Genomic DNA, 17,856 nt, shown 5'->3' with positions numbered 1-17,856 from the left:
GACCGTTTTTTGGGGTGGTTTTGTGTCGAGCTTTGTGAAGGATGGTATGTGTGTCTGACGCTGATGTCGCTGACGCTGATCTGTGGCTCCAGAAGCTGAATCCAGCTCCGGGAATAGAGGTACCCACGCCGGCAAGCCGGCCGGTCACGGTCGCAGACGCCACCGAGCGTCTCGGGACCGGTCCGGTCGAGTGGGCCTGCCAGGTTGGTTATGCGATGACGACGCGGATCATCGCTGAGATTCCCGAATTCGGCGGTGGGACAGAGCAGTTCGAGTCCCTCCGGATGGGCCCTGAATCTTCCGTCATTCGTGCCCTGATCTGGCTCAGCAGTCGGGCCGGGAACTTGCCGGCCATCACCGAGGAAGCGCTCCGGGGAGACGTTGAATTTGTCCGCCGCGGGATTTCCCTTGACCGGGTTCTACGCGGGGTGCGGTTGGGCCATGCGCAGATGGCGAAGGCTTTTCTGGATTCCTGCCGGGAATTGGTGCCGGAACCGGACCAAGCCGTTCAGATGCAACTCATCTCTGAGAGCTTGTTCCGTTACATTGATGATTTCTCCGGCGAGATGGCGTCAACCTATATGGCCGAGCGCGAACGTTGGACGATCAGCGCCGCAGCGGCTAAGGCCGAAATCGTGCGCCAGATATTGGACGGCAGCCGCAGCGATAGGACTGAGGCGGGTCGAGAGTTGGGCTATGACCTGTCCCGGCAACACGTTGCCCTGACCTTGTGGTTTGATCCAGTGCGCAACAGCGCTGACACTCCTGAGCTGGAATCTGCGGCTTTGGAAGCGCTGGCCAGTATGGGTGCCACCAACTCCTTGGTCATGCCGGTGGGTGGCGGAAAGGTCTGGGCGTGGGGCAGCCGGACAAGCTTTCCGCCGCAGCCGACCTGTGCTGATTACCGCCCTGCCAAGGCGGACATCCGGATGGCTGCAGGCACCCCGGCTGCCGATCTGGCCGGGTTCCGGCGGTCCCATAGGGAAGCCCAGGCAGCCGAACAGGCAGCGAGGTTGAGCCAACCGGCTTCGGAATGGGACACCCACTATGCCGACGTTGCCATCGCGAGCCTGCTCTCAGCCGACATGGCGCTGGCCCGCGATCTGGTCATCCGCGAGCTTGGCCCGCTGGCGGAGAATACTGCCAACGCAGGCGATCTGCGGACTACTCTGCTGTGCTACTTGCAGGAGGAAAGCAGCCCGCATGCCGCTGCCCAGCGGTTGTTTGTTTCACGCAACACGGTTGCCTATCGGGTGAAGCGGGCAAGTGAGCTGCTGGGCTTCGACGTCGCAGAGCGGCGCTTCGAACTTCAAACCGCACTGGTACTGGCCGCGAAATTCGGATTACGGGTGATGTCGCCTGATACCGACTGACTCCACCCAACGCCCGAGGTCATGACGCAACAAAGAAGGGGCAGGACTGGCCGGTCCTGCCCCTTCTTTGTCGAGCCGTTCTAGATCAGCGGTGTGACCTGTTCCTTCACTCCGAGCAGTGCTCGTCCATACGCTTCACTGGCAATGGACGGGTTGACGATTGCGTGGCGGGACCCGGTTTCCAGATCACGCCATTTTTGCTGCAACGGGCTGGCCTCGGCAAATGACCCGGCGCCCTGGACATTCAGGAGCAGGTCCATGGCTTCGCGGGAGCGCGTGGCAACAGTCCCGACGTCCATGCGGACCCTCGCACGGGTCTGGAAATCGAGGAATTCGGTTCCGGATGCTGCCTTGTCAATGTCGGCCGCCGCCCGGAGCATGTGCAATTCGGCGGTGTCGATCAGTGACGCTGCCTGGGCGAAGTTGATCTGGGTGGATCCGGAGTCCGTGGCGCGGTCATAGAACGTGTAGGCGATGCCCTTGCCCTTGGCGAGGGAAGCCTTGACGAACTCCAAGGCACCTTTGGCCAGGCCCAGCTGGGGGCCGATGAGAATGAGGGACGCGACGGGAACGAATGCAGAACGGTACAGCGTCTCCTCCGTATGCTCGGTGGGGACCTTGCCTTCGACGGCCTGGGTCAGAGACATGATCCGGTGGGCCGGTACGAAGACGCCTTCGGCGACGATCGTGTTGCTGCCCGTTCCGCGCATCCCGGCGACATACCAGGTGTCTTCGATGCTGAGCTCGCTCATGGGAATCAGTGCGAGGCCCTGATCGATCTGTGCCCCGGTTGCATCGACCACCGGAACACCGAGGATTGCCCACTGGGAGTGCAGCGAGCCGGATGCGAATCCCCATTTGCCCGTGACTTTCAGGCCTCCGTCAACCGCAACGGTGCTGGAACTAGGAGCGAAGACACCGCAGACACGTGCCTCGGGATCTTCTTCATAGACGTCCCGCTGCGCCTGGTCGGGATACAGGCCCATGATCCAACCACAGACGTTGATCAGGCTCGCGACCCAAGCGGTGGAACCGCATGCTTGGCCGAGTGTGGAGGTCACTTTCAGGAAAGTGGAAAAGTCCGCTTCGTGTCCACCGAAACGCTTGGGGACGGAGATCTTGAAGAGTCCGGCAGCAGCCAGTGCGTCGATGTTTTCCTCAACCACCCGACGGTCGGATTCCGTCTGGACCGCGTTCCTGCGCAGCAGGTCCAGAAGTTCGGTTGCCCGCGTCACGAGATCGGGGGCGGGGGTTCCTGTCAAGGGGGAGGCCTGCTCCGTGGTGATGGTCATCGTCGTCCTTCCAATGGGGTCCTCAGATGCTGAGGCTGAAAATTTCGGAGGCTTTCGGGAAAGCTCTGCCACCATGGTTGCCCCGGGACCCGGCACGGTTCTTATGCTCAGCGACCAAAAAATTTACCGTGACCTGCGCCACACGACAAGGCGCGGCCCGCACCTTGTCTCTGAGCACAAGCGGACAGTCGAGCGTTGGTGATGCAGCCCAAGACGATGCGTGTGTGAGCTGCTTCACTAGCATCAGCTGCTTATTTCCACCCGACATTGGAGTCCTGATGACCATCATGTTTGAACGCCCACAAGCCCTGGAAGCATCGTCGCTGCGCAGGGCCATGGGCCGTATCCCCACATCGGTGGCCGTCGTGACCGGTCACGGGCCCGACGGACCGGTGGGCATGACCGTCGGTTCCCTGGCGACGGTATCGCTCGACCCGCCGCTGGTGACCTTCTTCGCCATGAAGAATTCCCGCTCCTTCGCGGTCCTGAGCGGGCTGGAGCGGATCTGCATCAACGTCCTGGATGAAGATCAGACCGATGTCTGTTTCGCGTTCGCCTCCTCGACAGGGTCGAAGTTCGAAGCGGGGGATTGGGACCTGGCCTCAGAGAGCGCCCCCGTGCTGAAAAACGCCGCGGTTTCCATGGAGTGCAGTATCGATTCAGTGTTCGATGCCGGTGACCATTACGGTCTCATGGCACGTCTTACAAGTCTTCAGACAGCCGACAGCCGCCCCTTGGTTTTCTACCGCGGACTCATCTCGCGGCTACACCCGAACTGTGGCCGCCAAGCCAAGACGAACCGTCTGGACTGGTGGGCCCAGTGATGGCCTTCTCTCCCGCGGAGACGCGTCATGCCATCGAAAACCTGCTGGGACGCTATGCGGAATGTGCCGATGCCCGCGACGCCCGTGGTGTCGCGGAGCTGCTGGGGAAGGCCCGAGTCAGCTTTGCGGGCACGGTGTTGGACACGGACGAGCAGATTTTCGGGTACTACCAATCACTTTTTGCCGCCGCACCGGTAAGCCGGCACCTGCTGAGCAACATCATCGTCGACCCTGACATCGACGGAGGCAGTGCCCGGTGCCGCTACAGCCGCTGGGCGATCGAATCCGATGCCCGATTACTGGCCATGGGCGAATACCGTGCCTCATTCCGGGTTGAAGACGACACCTGGGAATTTACCGCATTCGAGGTCTCACGAGCTTGGCAGGCGTAACACCCTTACCGTCCTACCGGATCAGAACTCCCGCACTACATCGTTGTTTAGCGCTCTACCGAAGGAATACTCAATGTCCAGCACACTGGGACAGAAACCCGGAACCTCACCCCGGACACTCCCGCTCGACGGCATCGTCATCGCCGATTTTTCCAGGGTCCTTGCCGGACCCTATGCCACGATGCTGCTAGCCGACATGGGGGCCGAGGTCATCAAGGTAGAAAGCCCCGCCGGAGACGACACCCGATCCTGGGTCCCGCCGGTCCGTCCCGACGGAGTCTCGACCTATTATGCGGCGATTAACCGCAACAAGAAATCCGTCGTCCTGGATTTCAAGGACGCCGACGACCTCGCGGTCGCACAGGCCCTCGCCGCGCGGGCCGACGTGGTCATTGAGAATTTCAAGCCCGGCGGGCTCCAGCGCTTCGAGCTCGACTACGCGTCCGTGCAGGAGCGCAACCCTTCCGTCATTTACTGCTCCATCAGCGGATTCGGCACAGCAGAAGGCTCCTCCCTGCCCGGCTACGACCTCATCGTCCAGGCCATGTCCGGGCTCATGAGCCTGACCGGCGGCCCCGACGGGTCCCCCTACCGTGCCGGAATCAGCGTCTTCGATGTGATGGCCGGACTGCACTCCACCATCGGCATCCTCGCCGCCCTGCGCCACCGCGACCTGACCGGGCAGGGACAAAGCATCGAAACCTCGCTGATGGCCTCGGCCATGAGCGGCCTGGTCAACCAGACCTCGGCCTACGTCGCCGGTGGGGTGACCCCGCACCGGATGGGCAACGCCCACCCGAGCCTGTTCCCCTACGAGCCTCTACCTACCGCGGACGATGACCTGATCATCGCCGCCGGCAACAACGCACAGTTCCGCAAATTGTGCGGAGTCCTCGACGTTCCGGAGCTGGGCGATGATCCGCGTTTCGCCGAAAACAAGGACCGCACCGAACGCCGTGAGGAGCTGCGACCGCTGCTCGTCGCACGCCTCAAGACACGGCCGGCGGAACACTGGTTTGAAAAGCTCAACCAGGCCGGTGTCCCCAACGGGCCGATCAACAGCATCAAGCAAGGGGTGGAATACGCCCAGAAGCTGGGCCTGGAACCCATTGTGCAGGTCGGGCCCGCCGGGCACAGCGTACCCGGGGTACGAAATCCGATCACTTTCTCCACCACGCCGCCCCGGTATGACCTCGCCCCGCCGGCACTGGGTGAACACACCACCGAAATCCGCGCCTGGCTCGCAGCACCCGCCGCGTCAGGCACCTCAATGAAGGAACAAGCATGACCCTCGCCCCAGAAACTCAGAAGACCACTTTCCCCACCTCGCTGGGAACATCCTCGGCCACAGAGATCCGCCTCCTCGGACAGGACTTGGCCCAGGACCTGATGGGCAAGGTCAGCTTCGGCGAACTCGCCTACTGGCTCGTGGCCATGCGCCGGCCCACCCCCGGGGAACTTCGAGTGTTCGAATCCGTGCTCGTGGCCCTGGCCGACCACGGTTTCACACCCACCGCCATCGCCGCCCGCCTGACCTACCTCAGCGCCCCTGACTCCATCCAGGGAGCCATGGCCGCGGGCCTGCTCGGCGGAGGGTCCCGCTTCCTCGGCGTCACGGAGGACTGCGCCCAGTTCCTCGCCGCGGTCCTTGCCGGACACGAAGGCGAACTGCCCGGCACGGATGCAGGATGGGACGAAATGGCCCTGGAAGCCATTCGCTCCCAGCGCTCAGCCGGAAAGTTTGTCCCAGGTTTGGGCCACCCCAACCACAAGGACGGAGACCCGCGCACCCCGGTGCTGATCGCCATCGCCGAAGAAGAAGGACTGCGCGGACCGCACCTGCGCCTGTTCGAAGCCATCGGACGCATGAGCGAAAAGGCCCTCGGCCGCAAACTCCCGCTCAACGGCGCCGGCGTCTGCGGCGCGGCCCTCGCCGACCTTGGCCTGCCCCCGGAACTGCTGCGCGGATTCGCACTGCTCGCCCGGGCCGCGGGCCTGCTCGGACAGATCGCCGAGGAACAGCGCAACCCGATCGCCAACGACATCTATATGACGGTGGACCGCAACGCCGTCTACGTCGCCCCAGACACCGACAACTAAGGAGAGACCATGGCAGAGCTCACGGCCGTGCTGGCCAGCACGCACCACCCCTTTTACCTCAAGGCGACCACCGATGAATCCGATCAACGGATGCCGCAGGCCGACGAATGGAAGCGGAAAGTCGAGGCCTACCGCGAAACCCTCACCGCCGCCGAACCGGACATCTTGGTCATGGTCGGCGCCGACCACTTCCACCAATTCTTCCTGGACAACTACCCCACCTTCCTGATCGGCAAACAGGAAAAATACGATGCGACCTTCTACAACGAAGAACGCGAATTCGGCATCCCCAAATACGTCCTGGATGGCGATGTGGAGCTCTCAAACTTCCTGCACCAGGGATTAATGGATGAGGGATTCGACTTCTCCTCCAGCCACGAACTGAAAATCGACCACTCCATCATCTGCCCCATCATCACCGTCCGGCCCGACGCGGACCTGCCCATCGTGCCGATCTACACCAACATCTTCGCCCCGCCGCTGCCCTCGCCCAAGCGGTTCTGGGACCTGGGCCGGGCCATCCGCAAGGTCATTGATGCCTACCCCTCGGATAAGAAGATCGCGGCCATCGGCACCGGCCATCTGTCGTTGGAACTGGGCGGCCCGCGGATGTTCGGGGAGCACGGCCCGGATCCCGAATTCGACGCCCGGGCCATCGAGTGGCTCTCCACCGGCAACATCGACGCCATTCTGGAGAACGTCACCCACGAATCCATGTCCGGCTCCGGCAACGCCACCCACGGCTTCATGGACCTGATTCTCATGATGGGCATCGCCGGTCCCGAGAACGCCGACTATGTTGACCAGCTCGATCTCTATCACACCCGCGAAATGTTCATGACCTGGTACCCGAACAAGAACGAAAAGATGGCTGAAACGGCAGCGCGCTCCGCGGCAGAGGCCGGAGCCGCCACTGGACCGGTGCACGCGGCCAAGGCAGGAGCAACCGCATGAGCAAGTACTACGTCAACAAGTTCCTCTACACCATCGACCGCGATCCCGAATGGGTTGCCCGCTACAAGGAAGACCCCGCAGGGACCATCGAACTCTGGGAGAAGGAGGTCGGTTCGTGGCTGAACAGCACGGAAAAGACGTCATGGCTTTCCTTCACGGAGGATGAACGGCGGGCACTGGAAACCTACGACTACGTGTGGCTCTTTGAATACGGAGCACATTTCTTCCTCTACCTGACCCTTTTCATCGGACTCTTCGAGGATGAATACACCCAAGCGACAGGCCCCTTGTCCTACCAGCGCGAATGGGCACGACGTCTGGCGCCCTGGATCGGCAAAGACTATCCATCGGTCGCCCTCTGATCACACTGGAAGCAAGCGAGCGACGGCGTGCCGGAAGGAAGCGAAACCATGATTTTTGAACACGCGCAATTCACGATTTACCCGGGGCTGGAGGTGGCCTTCGAAAAGGCCTATCCGCGCATTCGAGAGGTCCTGCTCCGCGCCCCCGGATGCCGCTCCGCACAGCTGCACCGCAGCGCCGACCACACCAGTGTTTATCTGCTGCAAGTCGGCTGGGATTCTGTCGCCCACCACACCGAACACTTTCCTTCCACGCTTGAGGGAAAGGAAGTCGTCGCGGCGTTCAAACCTTTCCTCGCCGCCGCGGACGTGACCCACTTCGAGGACCAACCCCTTTAAACCCATGCGGAAACGCACCTTGGGGTGTTTCCGCGGAGAAGCTCCATTCCTGCACTGCCAATGAACACAGGAGATAGCAGACCATGACTCAGCAAGCGGTTAACAATGATGTTGCCTTCATCCCGGGTAACCCCCCCGGAAAACGCCGGATGGCCAGGCGGTGAGTACTCCCGGCGCGTCGAAGGCGAAGTCCAGATCGATTACAACGTCCAGGTCCCGATGCGCGATGGCAAGAACCTCCTCGTGGACCTGTACCGGCCCGCGGGGACGACCCTTGACCTGCCCGTCATCGTCGCCTGGGCGCCCTACGGCAAGCACGGCGCCCTCAGCTTCGCGGGCTGGCCAGGACACGATGTCGACTTGGACCAGCTCTCCAAGTACGCGGCGTTTGAAACCCCAGACCCGATGTTCTGGACCCGGAACGGCTACGCCGTCATCATGGCAGACGCACGGGGAGCCTGGGGCTCGGAGGGCGACGTGACGATGTGCGGCCCGGAAGAAGCCGACGCATGCTGCGATCTCATCGAGTGGGCAGGCGAGCAGGAATGGAGCAACGGCAAAGTCGGCATGGCAGGAGTCTCCTGGTACGCCGTCATCCAGTGGGCGGTGGCAGCAAGGCGGCCCGCCCACCTGGCAGCAATCAACCCCTGGGAAGGCTGGACGGACCTTTACAAAGAAGTCCTGACCCACGGAGGCATCCCCGAGACGCAGTTCGGAGCCGCGCTCGGCCCGTTGATCGCAAACACCCACGGGCAGGTCGAAGACATGCTGACCAACAGCATGAACCACCCGTTCTACGACGAGTATTGGCAGTCCAAAGCCCCTGACCTCACCGCCATCGAGGTTCCTGCATACGTGGTCGCCAGCTGGTCCGACCACGGTCTGCATACCAGAGGAACCCTGGAAGGATTCCGGCAAATATCGTCCAAGCAGAAATGGCTGGAAGTGCACGGACGCAAGAAGTGGCAGAACTTCTACGACCCGGCCAGCCTTGCCCGTCAACGGGCATTCTTCGACCATTTCCTCAAGGATGAGGAAACCGAAGTATCGGCATGGCCACCGGTCAGGATCGGGGTCCGCGACCGCGCCTACCTCGGCGAAATCCGCGAAGAGAACGAATGGCCCTTGGCACGCACGGAGTACGTGCCCCTTTACCTGGACGGCGGCAGAGGGACCCTTTCGAGCGAGGCTGCACCGGCTTCCGCAACAACATCGTATGAGGCAGCGACAGGATGCGCGGTGTTCGAACACTCCTTTGCCCAGGAAACCGAGATCACCGGCTATGCCAAGCTCCGTTTGTGGGTGGAAGCCCAAGGCTCGAACGACTTGGACCTGTTCATTGCCCTGCAGAAAATCGACAGGGACGGCAACATCGTCACCTTCCCGTTCTTCGCAACCTTCGATGACGGCAACGTGGCGCTCGGCTGGCTCCGGGCCAGCCGCCGGCAACTCGCCGCCGACTCCACACCCGAGCAGCCGCGCTACACACACCAGACGGAGGAGCTGCTGCAGGAGGGGGATATCGTCCCGGTGGATATAGAAGTCTGGCCCTCGAGCACAGTGTTCCATGCCGGTGAAACCCTGCGGCTCATCGTCCAGGGCCACGACGTGAACAGCTACCCCCAGGGCCTCTTCGCGCAGGGCCACACCTACACGCGCAACGCCGGAAAACACGTCGTCCACACCGGCGGTAGTTACGACTCGCACCTGCTGCTTCCCTTCATTCCCTAGCCCGACGAGGGTTGCTGTCCGTCCAGCAGACGGACAGCAACCCTGGCGGCAGGCCCGTTCGCATGTCCCGCCAGCGCAATTCTCCCTCGAGGATGGCCCGAGGGTTCTGCCACTTCGCACCCACGAGGAGACAAATGGCGATCGTCCATCCCGGCTGTCGCGGAAGCGGCGCTGACACATGCCGGATTCCGTTGATCCGTCACAACACACTGGCCTGAACTCGTTCACGGAGACACCGTGGCTCTCATCGGCCACGGCGTCCGCATCCCCCTGGGCCGTGGACGCCATCGCGAAAGACGGTTCCATTGACCGGCTCCACTACGACGACTTCGCCGGCCGCAGCATGTTGCACACTTCAAACGGTGGCAACACCCTCGTAGACCCTGGACCCTCCTGATCTCAGTAGTTGCGGCACTCGATGTCAGTGCGGCCCTCGATCCGACCTTCCCATATTCCGATCCCTTCCCGATTCCAGGGGGCGGATCGCAAGGAGATGAAATGCCCATCCAACCGTTCACCACAATTGAAGGCACCGCCGTACCCCTGCGCCGCAACAACGTCGACACAGACCAGATCATCCCGGCGGTTTACATGAAACGCATTACCCGAACGGGCTTCGAGGATGGACTCTTCGCGTCCTGGCGCCAAGACAGCGAATTCGTGCTGAACCGGCCGGAATTCTCCGGCGGAAGCATTTTGGTAGCCGGTCCAGACTTTGGCACCGGATCATCCCGGGAACACGCAGTCTGGGCCCTGATGGACTATGGCTTTCGTGTCGTCATTTCGCCCAGATTCGGCGATATATTCCGAGGCAACGCGGCAAAATCAGGGTTGCTTGCCGCGCAGATGAGCCCCGAAAACGTCGGCACGCTCTGGGACGCACTGGAGGAACAACCTGGCCTGCGGTTGCGTGTCGACCTCGGCACCAAGACAGTCGAAGCCGGCAACCTAATCCTTGCGTTCGATATCGACCCGGACGCCCAGTGGCGGCTGCTGAACGGTCTGGACGACATCGATCTGACCCTCAACGACGAGGCTCTGATTACTGCATTTGAACGTATTCGACCCTCCTGGCTTCCGGTTACAACACCGTTGTAGTGCCAGGAAAGTTGTCCAATCGCCGTGTATCCGGGCAGGTCTTTTGCCTTGGTATTTTGCGCATCCCATGGCCAAGTCCTCCATGGCATGCGCACAACACAGACACCCAACCATCACCGATGCTCCAGCCGCAACGGCTCCTCGATGCCGAGCCCCACAGGCAGTCGGGACAGAGCCCTTGGGCGGGAATCCGAACAATTAACCGCAAGCTTCGATCTAGCCTCCGGAATCGACAGGCCAAAACGAACGATTGTGGACGTCACTTTATTCGTCGTCGATAGGTGTCGTCGGATCACGCAGTGGTCGGAGGGTGCCGTCTGAGAGCGTGATGAAGGCGTATCGGCCGTGGACATTGATATGCGCATCTCCCAGGGGAGAAAGCCTCGCCACGTCGGCGTCATCCACGGGATGCCCCTGCTCCCGCAGGGCGGCCAGGGCCGCGTCGATGTAGCGGGTGTTCCACAGGATGACCGCGTTCAAAACGAGCCCGAGAGCCCCGAGCTGGTCCTCCTGGCCCTCACGGTATCGCTGGCGCAATTCCCCGCGCTGGCCATAGAAGATTTTCCGGGCCATGCGGTGGCGGGATTCTTGGACGGTGAGCTGGACGTGGATCGATCGACGGTAGCTCTCATCATCCGGGTCATACATGGCCAGCAGATGCAGGGTCTTCGCGGCACGTCCGTAGTCGGCGAACGCTGCCCCGAGCGGGGTGGGGTTGCCGTCGCGGCCCAGCATCCGCAAGAGGTCATAGCCGGCGACCGAACCGCTGTGCAGGGACCCCACCACCCGCAGCATGTCGGCCCATTGGCCCCGGATACGCTCGGCGGAAAGCTTGTTCGTCGCGACGGCGTTCAGGGAACCATAATCGGCCACCTGCCCGCCGGGCGCGGTGAGGCGCCAGAGACGCTGGTCGGGCATGTCGGCCAGACGCGGGCTGAACTGGTAGCCCAACAGGCGGAAGAGCCCGAACACGATATCGGAGTAGGAGGCGGTATCCGTCGCGATCATCTGCGGTGCGGGTCCGCCATCACGGTTGAGGATCACGTCCAGGACATGCAAGGAGTCGCGCATCGTGCCGGTCACCACCACGGCCCCGATGCCGGAGACCTGGTCGTTGATGGCGTTGAGCCAGGTCACTCCGCGTCCCTGACCAAAATAGTGCGGATTTGGGCCGGCGTCCAGGGTGCGGACCGGGACCACGAATCGTAACCCGTCGACGGAGGCGACCAGTCCGCCGCCCTATGCTCGGGCCGTTGGAACACCGGCCTGGGCTTCGATCAGGCGGGCGTTGGCGGCGGCGAGGGTGTCGCTGCGCAGGTAGTTTTGTGCCACGTGCGAGAGCCGGCGACGGCTCAGGGCCTGATGCCCTTGTTTGATCACGGGCGAGAATCCGAGGTTGCATCCTTCGGCGACCAGTACGGCGGCCATCGAGGTGGCCAGATCGGCGAGCCTGGAACCCGACGCCTGACCCGTCATGCCCATGTGGGTGAAATCGTTCAGATAGCCGGTCCATGCGTTCACTTCCAGCAGCACGTCGGGAAGATCCACCCGGGGCAGCATCCGCTCGACGGTGTCGCGCAACGCGGTCAGAGTGTCCGGTTCCGGCACGGCTTCCAGCCGTGATTGATGGATCCGTGTGCGCCCATCGGGGCCTGTTTCCAAGCGAAGCGGGGCAGTGCCCAAGGTTGCTTCAGTGGGTTGGATCCGGGCGGCGAGACCCGTGTAAGCCGTGTCCATCCGTGCGACAAGGTCGCCGAGGTGGGCCTCAACTGGGTCCTGTAATCGCAGCGCGGTGAGAACATCGGGACGGGCATGTTCCCACGCCTCGCCATCCAGGAGGCGGGCCCGCGGGTCGCCCCACCGGGCGGAATTCACCGCGTACACATCCCGACGACGCAACGCCCGATGCAATGCCTCCAGCACGCACAGCGTGTATGCCCGATGATCCACGGGATCCTCTGGCGATTCCGGAGAGGGAAACACAAGCCGTCGCCACGACCCGACCACTACCTCATCCACGATCTCTGCCCGGGTCACCCGCTTGCGTCCAACCAGGTTACCCAAGCCCCTCACCGCGGTCAACAGTGCAGTGCCCGCCGGTGTTGCGGCCAATGGCAGGGTCTCGGCGATCATCGACACAAAGGGTCGGACCGTGGCGTATCTCTTTACCAGTTCTGCCTGTCCTTGGTCCGCGTCGTCCCCTGCGTCGGGGGCCAGCTCCTGAACGGTCGCCACCGCGGACATGAGCTTCTCCCTCGATATGGCCACTTGCAGCCGGGTCCACGCCTCGGACGCATCCAGTCCCGTGCCCTGGGCCTCGGCACATTCGAGCATCACCTTCGCCGCTGCAGCCAACGTCACCGACGCCCGCCTCAACTGAGGCAAGGACTTCATCCGGTCCTTGGCCGAGGCGCGCACCGCGGGCCCGATGAGCTTGGTTGCCATCAGAACGGAGAACAAGTCAAGGGCATCATCAACCGCCGATACCTGTAACGCACCGGCGGTGGCCACCAGCGTCGCCCACCGGCGATGTTCCGGCATACGTCGCAACGTCGCAGCATCCGATGACAGGCCCTGCCGTGCCAGCACTTGGATGCGCCCGGCCGGAATCTCGTACAGATCAACGCTTCCGGTTCCCAGTCCTGCGATCTCCGTAGCGCGCTCCAAGGCCCGGACCATCTCCGGCCCCGAGGCCCGGGTTGGGGCTCGGCGCAGCCGCTCCAACCCCGAGGATCTAGAATCAGCCGGCACCGTGAGTAAACCATCAAGACCACGACCAAGTTCCGGTGAGACTCGTTGCGCCAGCACCGAATACAGCCGATCGCCGGCCGTGCCCCTGGCCTCCGCGACGAGTCTGGCCAACACGCTCACCCCCGGTAACAGCACCCGCTCCGCACGAAGCCACGCCACGCCCTGATCAAAGAGCTGGGTCGGCCGCTCGGCCCGCGTCCACGCACGAGCTGTCAGGAAGTCCTTGAACTCGGCGACCGTTTCGGGCTCAGACAACCGCCGGTACCCATACACGCGGGCTATCTCCCAACGGTGCTCGTAGGGGGTCTTTGGCCGCTCCGAGTAACTTCCCAAAACGGAACCATCGGCGATCCCGAGTTGCGATGCCACGAAGTCAGCCACCGCTTTGGGTACCGTCACCGGATCATCAAGAAACGTCCCCAGAAAACGCAGTGTCCCCAGCTGCACCCCAAAACCCAGTTGGCTACCCTCGCCACGGCGGCGACCAACCAACTCCAAATCCCGGTCATCAAGAAAGAAGAACCGTTCCAATTCGGCCCGTGAAACCGGACCTGAGAACTGGCCATACACCGCTACTTGGTCATCACTGAGAAATTCAACTGGCATGGCACCAACCTAAGCCAATCACGAAGGCTTAGCGCCAACCACTGTTCCGCTGCAGCTCAGACCCCGACTAAGGAGCCGGCCCTTGCGCCAGCCTCAGGCTGGAAGGGTTGGCATTAGTTTGCGGGCAGATCACGGCGGTGGTGACGTGCCCCATTATCTGAAGTTGGCTGCCTTGAGTATTGGTTGCTGTAAAGGTCAGCGATATGGTCGTTGGGGACCACTGCTCTGAATCGCGATTACCTGCTTGAGTCCTGTCCTTCAACCTAAAGCTTGTGCGCCATAGCCAAAGTCGCACTGATTGACGTATTGAAAGAAAGATTTATTTCTTTCTTTCTTTCAATATTTATTTATTATGCGCTAGCTAAGGAATGTATTGTCTGGGCTAAGTGTGCTTTAGCCATTCGATGACTACCCAGCCCTGTTCCGGTTCGAGGATATGCAGATCGTTTCTCAACCCGTTCCAAGCCAGAAAGCAAAGTTAGCTGACCCGGTACAGCACGCCGTTGCTTTATGCCCCGAGGTTTCTTCATCCAAGCAAGTTCCTGTTGCCACCAATCCCACAACTCACGTTCCAGCCAGTACCTTGTCTCCCGATCTTCCAAAATCCCAAGTGTGCCTAAGGAACGAGCGACTTGCTCCCGGGCTGGTGGGGGAGTAGCTACCCAGTCGGACCCGTTTGACGCACACAACCCATAGTCGTGGAGCCTACCCAGCGCGATCTCCACATACGTTTGAGAGGTACCAGTTCCTAAAGATAATTCCTCGATCGTGGCCCCTGGTAACTGAGATAACTGAGCGTAAATATTTCCCTCATAGTGTGAAAGCGCTCCGGGGGTAAAACAATCATGTGCAGCAAGGGCCAGCCGGACGGAAAGTTGGTCGCACAGCTCGGAGTAATCAAGGGGGTCAAACCCGTAGGCGGCGGCTTCGCCTCCTTGTGACCGGGGCAGAACTGTCAGTTTGTGAATAACTTTTTGCGGGTCAATGGTCCATGTTGCGCCGTGAACTCCCTCCGATTCCTTGGTTCGTATAATCCAGCCATCCGCAGCTAACCGGTGCAGGGCCTGTCGTGCAGTCTCCCTGCCGATACCGCAAGTCAGTGCTAGACGTCGAATATCCGCCTCGATCTCTGGCTGGATGGCCTGTAGCGTCCACAAAGATAAGGCATCAAGAACACGTCGATCAGTGGGTCCACCCTTGTGATGGGTTGGATCCCAGCGGCCCACCGAGGCGTCAGCGCGCTGCTGAACTACGCTTGCAAGGTGATGGATGCGTTCTTTACGTTGTTCAAATTCCGGGTCATGTCCCGTTATCGCGCCTTCGCTGCACACCTTCGTGGTAGCCTTCAGCCAAGTCCACTCCAGCACGTACTTCTGTGAGGCCACCGACCGAGTCACACGCTCACCAGTCGGGTTTAAAGCGTTCTTTCTCCTGGTGGTGCGCACATGCTCCAAACCAGGAGCAGTCTCCACTAGTTTTACTAAGTCGCTATACCGCCAGCACGCCCGAGCCATACCCAACAGCACCGTCCAGAACACGGCCGACGCGTCAAGGTCCCTGGTGTCCTGGTTTAATGCAGCCTGACTGGCCGCGGGAAGTTTGGGTCGTTTGATGCCAGGAAGATAAGGCATGCCATGCTCATCGATCGGCAGATCTGGGTGGGCTTGCATTGTGCCCACCGTTTTACCCGTGCCACTACCCGGTCGTCGGGTGCTGCGCTGACCAGGCGACGAGGAAATAGCCACGGAGGCTTCCACCCCGGCAGCAGAGAGTTTGAGTTGGTGTGCAGAAGCCGCCACCGTCTCCAGTCGTTCAATCACTGCCTGAATCTGGGCAGCGGTCGTAGACGGGTTTAAAAGGGTTCCAAGATGGCCTTTAAGGGGTTCCGAGTAACTGCCATCGCGGTGCAACGATCCCGGAGGACGCAAGCACCCAGTAGCCGGATTGGTCAAACTGTTATGGTCCAAGCGCGTTGCAACGAGCTTCAACGCATGACGCAGGAGCAACACTTCATCCCGTGGTAATGGCTCGGCCATAGCGACCCACACGTGCCGACCACCGGACTGACCGGACTGACACACCACATGCTCAATACCAACCGCATCCAAATGCCGAGAAATCATTAACGCCTCGGCGCCCGCTAACGCGGCCTGCTCATCATTCTTTGCGTCCAGATCAATACCCAGTAAATGGAACAACCCGTCAGTATCAGCCAGGTACACAGCCCACGGCGTGTCGGGAACATGCCCCATAATCCGATGCGTTGCATCGTACTCATTAATGATCTGCCCATACGCATCACGTCGAGCCACGCGCACTGTATTCCGCGGCGAAATGCTGCGAGTCAAGGCCCACGATGCAGCCACTGAAGAACCCTCATCTACCTGGCCACGGGAAAAAGAAAGCACACCAGAACCCTTGACAGCAGAAACCGCGTCAAGGTGAGGTGCATCAAGGGTTGTTGAAGGAACGCGAGAACGCGCTACAATAGACATATGCTCTCCGCTAGAGGGTGTACAAAGGGAGCGTCCGGCTAGTCACCGGAAGCTACATATCATCTCGACCTGAAACGTTTGGCGACGAGGGTCAGGTTGAGATTCAGAACTTAGGCCCGCGCACTGCGCGGGCTCTTCTGTTTAAGTCTTAGTCACGGGAAGGGGCTCCTGTTGAGGTTCACGATCACCGACTGGAGGAAGTTCTCCACTATTCTGTGCAATCAATTGCGCCAGTAGCTGATCCACGTAGTACGAGATCGATGCATTGCTAGCATCTGCGGCGGCTTTGACGCGCTGCCGCAGCTCAGGGCGGATCCGAACGGACAGAGTGACCGTTGCGACATCGCCGTGTTGCACCTTTTTCATAACCTCACCCTACACTTAATGAGTGCACGCACGCACTGAAATTTGTCGGCGTGGCGACAAATGTTGTATTCAAGTCGATGGGCTCCTGACTCTTCAGTCATCTATGCGCTCTCTTCGACCTTTTGTCGCTGTTGTATGGGACTTTCCGCTTTACCAGCCTGCTCGGTGAACTTATTAAAGATCAGTCTGGAGGTTAAAGGGAGAGGTCTTGGATTAGCTGGCCGGCATTTTGGGCTTTGGTGGGTACGCTGGCGAATGTGATCAGCTTCGTCGTGAAGCCGTTGAGAGTTTATAGACACAATGGTTATCTCAACGGTACCATTGTGTCATGGGGACTATGACAACTTCTGAAGCGGCGCATCTGCTTCAGGTGCGCCCTGAAGCTGTAAGGAAAATGCTCAAAACTGGGCGCTTAATGCAAGCTGGTACAGTCGGCCGGACGATTCTTATCGACTCTTATTCGGTACATCAGTGCAAGAATAAGCCCCACCGCGTAGGACGAGTTTGGGCAGACACCACGGCCTGGGCTGCACTGGCACTTCTGTCGGGTGAATCTGTTCATTGGCTGTCATCCAGTGAGCGGTGGCGTCTTCGAAAACGACTGGAGCAGCTTCGTGCCGAAGAAATTCATCAGCTCGCACGCAACCGCGCGAGACTACGTCGCTTCCGCGGGAGCGACTCTGCCAAACGGATTTTGACCAAGTCTCTGGTACTCACCGGCACGTCGTTACTGGCCAATCCGGAGGTGGCAACGAGTTTCGAGTTAGCGACCGGAGAAGGAATTGTAGAAGGCTATGCGAAGCCTGCCTTCATTGAAACTAATGCCCGAAAGCTTGGTCTGCGCGAGGACCCTACCGGCGATATCCTCATCAGGGAAACCGACTTCGTCGAGGCGATCAAGAACGGCCACGTACCACTCGCTGTCATTGCTCTTGACCTGCAAGATGCGCGCTCTGTGCGCGAACGTTCAGCGGGGCTTGCCAAATTGGAGGATCTACTACGTGATTGGTAAGTCCGCAGGACGGGAAATCGTCACGGTCATGGAACCTGTTGGCGGGTGGGCTTCACCCTAGCCGCAGTGTTTAGAGTTATCCCGGAGTCTGGATAGTTCCAAATGGACCCTCATTGGCGGGTTAATGGTGCAACTGCATGCGATGGTCGCTGGTGTCCAAG

At 60.8% G+C, this 17,856-nt stretch carries 15 protein-coding genes and 1 pseudogene; 12 read left to right on the top strand and 4 right to left on the bottom strand.

Annotated elements, in window-relative coordinates:
- Nucleotides 1-50 precede the first annotated feature (50 nt).
- Entirely contained in the window at nt 51-1,373 is a 1,323-nt protein-coding gene (locus tag CQ011_RS17510) for a PucR family transcriptional regulator (RefSeq protein WP_181148195.1), read from the top strand.
- Nucleotides 1,374-1,453: 80 nt separating this feature from the next.
- Here the strand turns inward: CQ011_RS17510 and CQ011_RS17505 are convergent, their stop codons facing one another.
- A complete protein-coding gene (locus CQ011_RS17505; RefSeq protein WP_105678990.1) occupies nt 1,454-2,665 on the bottom strand; it encodes an acyl-CoA dehydrogenase family protein in 1,212 nt (403 codons plus the stop codon).
- 278 nt (nt 2,666-2,943) lie between these two features.
- Between CQ011_RS17505 and CQ011_RS17500 the strand changes: the two genes are divergently transcribed.
- From CQ011_RS17500 to leuD, 10 genes are all read left to right on the top strand, one after another.
- Entirely contained in the window at nt 2,944-3,489 is a 546-nt protein-coding gene (locus CQ011_RS17500; protein ID WP_181148194.1) for a flavin reductase family protein, read from the top strand.
- Nucleotides 3,489-3,881 (top strand): nuclear transport factor 2 family protein, encoded by a 393-nt coding sequence (locus tag CQ011_RS17495; protein ID WP_105678988.1) that lies wholly within the window; start codon nt 3,489-3,491, stop codon nt 3,879-3,881. Before CQ011_RS17500 ends, CQ011_RS17495 begins: the two co-directional genes overlap by 1 nt.
- Before the next feature lie 73 nt (nt 3,882-3,954).
- Nucleotides 3,955-5,169, top strand: a complete 1,215-nt coding sequence (locus tag CQ011_RS17490) for a CaiB/BaiF CoA transferase family protein (protein WP_105678987.1) — start codon at nt 3,955-3,957, stop codon at nt 5,167-5,169.
- Nucleotides 5,166-5,981 carry a citryl-CoA lyase gene (locus CQ011_RS17485; RefSeq protein ID WP_105678986.1) on the top strand — a complete coding sequence of 272 codons (816 nt, stop codon included), beginning with the start codon at nt 5,166-5,168 and terminating at the stop codon, nt 5,979-5,981. The genes CQ011_RS17490 and CQ011_RS17485 overlap by 4 nt, the downstream gene beginning before the upstream one ends.
- Nucleotides 5,982-5,990: 9 nt before the next feature.
- Nucleotides 5,991-6,935 (top strand): DODA-type extradiol aromatic ring-opening family dioxygenase, encoded by a 945-nt coding sequence (locus tag CQ011_RS17480; RefSeq protein WP_105678985.1) that lies wholly within the window; start codon nt 5,991-5,993, stop codon nt 6,933-6,935.
- Nucleotides 6,932-7,297: a hypothetical protein gene (locus tag CQ011_RS17475; RefSeq protein ID WP_105678984.1), complete on the top strand. Its 366-nt coding sequence runs from the start codon at nt 6,932-6,934 to the stop codon at nt 7,295-7,297. The genes CQ011_RS17480 and CQ011_RS17475 overlap by 4 nt, the downstream gene beginning before the upstream one ends.
- 48 nt (nt 7,298-7,345) lie before the next feature.
- Nucleotides 7,346-7,636, top strand: a complete 291-nt coding sequence (locus tag CQ011_RS17470) for an antibiotic biosynthesis monooxygenase family protein (protein ID WP_105678983.1) — start codon at nt 7,346-7,348, stop codon at nt 7,634-7,636.
- A gap of 105 nt (nt 7,637-7,741) precedes the next feature.
- Nucleotides 7,742-9,367 (top strand): CocE/NonD family hydrolase, encoded by a 1,626-nt coding sequence (locus CQ011_RS17465; RefSeq protein ID WP_105678982.1) that lies wholly within the window; start codon nt 7,742-7,744, stop codon nt 9,365-9,367.
- Between the two features lie 178 nt (nt 9,368-9,545).
- A complete protein-coding gene (locus CQ011_RS17460; RefSeq protein WP_105678981.1) occupies nt 9,546-9,764 on the top strand; it encodes a hypothetical protein in 219 nt (72 codons plus the stop codon).
- Nucleotides 9,765-9,871: 107 nt separating this feature from the next.
- Nucleotides 9,872-10,465, top strand: coding sequence for a 3-isopropylmalate dehydratase small subunit (gene leuD / locus CQ011_RS17455; protein WP_105678992.1), 594 nt, complete (start codon nt 9,872-9,874; stop codon nt 10,463-10,465).
- A 264-nt stretch (nt 10,466-10,729) separates the two neighbouring features.
- On the opposite strand, the pseudogene CQ011_RS17450 reads toward leuD, so the two are convergent.
- The 3 genes and pseudogenes from CQ011_RS17450 to CQ011_RS17440 all read right to left on the bottom strand — a co-directional run bounded on the left by CQ011_RS17450 (nt 10,730) and on the right by CQ011_RS17440 (nt 16,683).
- A pseudogene (locus CQ011_RS17450) lies at nt 10,730-13,822 on the bottom strand (Tn3 family transposase).
- A 350-nt stretch (nt 13,823-14,172) separates the two neighbouring features.
- On the bottom strand, nt 14,173-16,317 hold the full coding sequence (locus tag CQ011_RS17445) for a bifunctional DNA primase/polymerase (RefSeq protein ID WP_146112664.1): 2,145 nt from the start codon (nt 16,315-16,317) through the stop codon (nt 14,173-14,175).
- A 141-nt stretch (nt 16,318-16,458) separates the two neighbouring features.
- Nucleotides 16,459-16,683: a YlcI/YnfO family protein gene (locus CQ011_RS17440; protein ID WP_105678979.1), complete on the bottom strand. Its 225-nt coding sequence runs from the start codon at nt 16,681-16,683 to the stop codon at nt 16,459-16,461.
- Between the two features lie 328 nt (nt 16,684-17,011).
- Between CQ011_RS17440 and CQ011_RS17435 the strand changes: the two genes are divergently transcribed.
- Nucleotides 17,012-17,695 carry a helix-turn-helix domain-containing protein gene (locus tag CQ011_RS17435; protein WP_146112663.1) on the top strand — a complete coding sequence of 228 codons (684 nt, stop codon included), beginning with the start codon at nt 17,012-17,014 and terminating at the stop codon, nt 17,693-17,695.
- Nucleotides 17,696-17,856 lie beyond the last annotated feature (161 nt).

The sequence above is a fragment of the Arthrobacter sp. MYb213 genome, assembly GCF_002979915.1.
GTDB lineage: Bacteria > Actinomycetota > Actinomycetes > Actinomycetales > Micrococcaceae > Glutamicibacter.
Note: the sequence above shows the minus strand (reverse complement) of the source record. Positions and strands in the feature narration are given on the sequence as shown.

Coding starts and splice junctions, on each gene's coding strand:
- CQ011_RS17465 (WP_105678982.1), top strand. CDS start 7,742: ATGATGTTGCCTTCATCCCGGGTAACCCCCCCGGAAAACGCCGGATGG.
- CQ011_RS17485 (WP_105678986.1), top strand. CDS start 5,166: ATGACCCTCGCCCCAGAAACTCAGAAGACCACTTTCCCCACCTCGCTG.
- CQ011_RS17480 (WP_105678985.1), top strand. CDS start 5,991: ATGGCAGAGCTCACGGCCGTGCTGGCCAGCACGCACCACCCCTTTTAC.
- CQ011_RS17490 (WP_105678987.1), top strand. CDS start 3,955: ATGTCCAGCACACTGGGACAGAAACCCGGAACCTCACCCCGGACACTC.
- CQ011_RS17495 (WP_105678988.1), top strand. CDS start 3,489: ATGGCCTTCTCTCCCGCGGAGACGCGTCATGCCATCGAAAACCTGCTG.
- CQ011_RS17440 (WP_105678979.1), bottom strand. CDS start 16,683: ATGAAAAAGGTGCAACACGGCGATGTCGCAACGGTCACTCTGTCCGTT.
- CQ011_RS17460 (WP_105678981.1), top strand. CDS start 9,546: ATGCCGGATTCCGTTGATCCGTCACAACACACTGGCCTGAACTCGTTC.
- CQ011_RS17435 (WP_146112663.1), top strand. CDS start 17,012: ATGGGGACTATGACAACTTCTGAAGCGGCGCATCTGCTTCAGGTGCGC.
- CQ011_RS17500 (WP_181148194.1), top strand. CDS start 2,944: ATGACCATCATGTTTGAACGCCCACAAGCCCTGGAAGCATCGTCGCTG.
- CQ011_RS17470 (WP_105678983.1), top strand. CDS start 7,346: ATGATTTTTGAACACGCGCAATTCACGATTTACCCGGGGCTGGAGGTG.
- CQ011_RS17475 (WP_105678984.1), top strand. CDS start 6,932: ATGAGCAAGTACTACGTCAACAAGTTCCTCTACACCATCGACCGCGAT.
- CQ011_RS17505 (WP_105678990.1), bottom strand. CDS start 2,665: ATGACCATCACCACGGAGCAGGCCTCCCCCTTGACAGGAACCCCCGCC.
- CQ011_RS17445 (WP_146112664.1), bottom strand. CDS start 16,317: ATGTCTATTGTAGCGCGTTCTCGCGTTCCTTCAACAACCCTTGATGCA.